This window comes from Haladaptatus sp. T7, assembly GCF_026008575.1.
Taxonomy (GTDB): domain Archaea; phylum Halobacteriota; class Halobacteria; order Halobacteriales; family Haladaptataceae; genus Haladaptatus; species Haladaptatus paucihalophilus.
This window is the reverse complement of record NZ_BROP01000016.1, coordinates 1-1,233: the sequence shown is the minus strand read 5'-3', so window position 1 is coordinate 1,233 and position 1,233 is coordinate 1. Positions and strand designations below refer to the sequence as shown.

Annotated in this window: 1 protein-coding gene; it reads right to left on the bottom strand. The window is 64.0% G+C overall.

Going from position 1 to position 1,233, the window contains the following annotated elements; genetic code table 11:
- On the bottom strand, positions 1-1,233 hold a 1,233-nt coding region (gene lonB, locus OPC11_RS22045), incomplete at both ends, for an ATP-dependent protease LonB (protein WP_264783423.1).

Here is a 1,233-nt window from a genome sequence, read left to right as displayed (position 1 = left end):
GAGCGCGACTTCGAGGACTTCGCTGATGTGCGAGACGGGGATGATTTCGACCATCTCCTCGTACTCTTCTTCTATCATCACGTCCTGCTCGTTGGCCTTCGGGATGATGACCGTCTCGACGCCCGCCTTCGCTGCGGCCTCGATTTTGTGCGTGACGCCGCCGACCGGGAGCACGTCGCCGCGGACCGACAGCGAACCGGTCATGGCGATGCTCTGGTCGATGGGGATGTTCTCCAGCGCGCTGATGACCGCGGTGGCCATCGTCACCGACGCGGAGTCACCTTGGACACCCTCGTAGGCTTGGACGTACTGGATGTGGATGTCCTTCTCCGAGATGTCCTCGTCGCTGAACTTCTTGATGATGGCGCTGACGTTCTGGACGGCCTCCTCGGCGATGTCCTGCAGTTTCCCGGTGGCGATGACCTTGCCGGGACCCTGCGACGGTGCGACTTCGGCCATGACGGGCATGACGATGCCGCTGTCCTCGCCCATGACGGCCAGACCGTTGACCCGACCCACCACGTCGCCAGCGGAGACGGTGAGGTCGTAGTCCTTGCGCCGCTCGATGTAGTCGTCGGCGATCTGCTGTTCGATGGAGCGCGAGCGCTGTTTCGCCTGCAGCACGTGGTCGCGTGTGGTGAATTCGGCATCTTCGGCGCGGGCGATGTCGCCAGCAACGCGGACGAGACCACCGAGGTCACGCAGCTTGAGCGTGAGGTGGTCTTTGCGCATCGCACGGCGCTGGGCTTCGAGGATGACCTCCTCGACGGCCGTGTCCGTGAAGTGCGGGAGCCGACCGTCCTTTTCGACTTCCTGGGCGACGAAGCGCGCGTACTTGCGGCGCATCTCCGGCGTGTCGTCGATAGTATCGTTCATGTAGACTTCGTACCCGTATCCCTTGATACGGCTCCGGAGCGCCGGGTGCATGTTCTCCATGGCGTCGAGGTTCCCCGCCGCGACCATCACGAAGTCGGTCGGAACGGGTTCCGTGTGCACCATCGCGCCCGAGGAGCGCTCGGACTGACCGGTGATGGAGAACTCGCCCTCCTGAATCGCCGTCATCAGCTTCTGCTGACTGCGGATGTCGAGGGTGTTGATTTCGTCCACGAACAGCACGCCCTTGTTCGCCTTGTGGATGGCACCGGGTTCCACGCGGTCGTGGCTCGGCGTCTCCATGCCGCCGGACTGGAACGGATCGTGGCGCACGTCGCCCAGCAGCGCACCAGCGTGGGC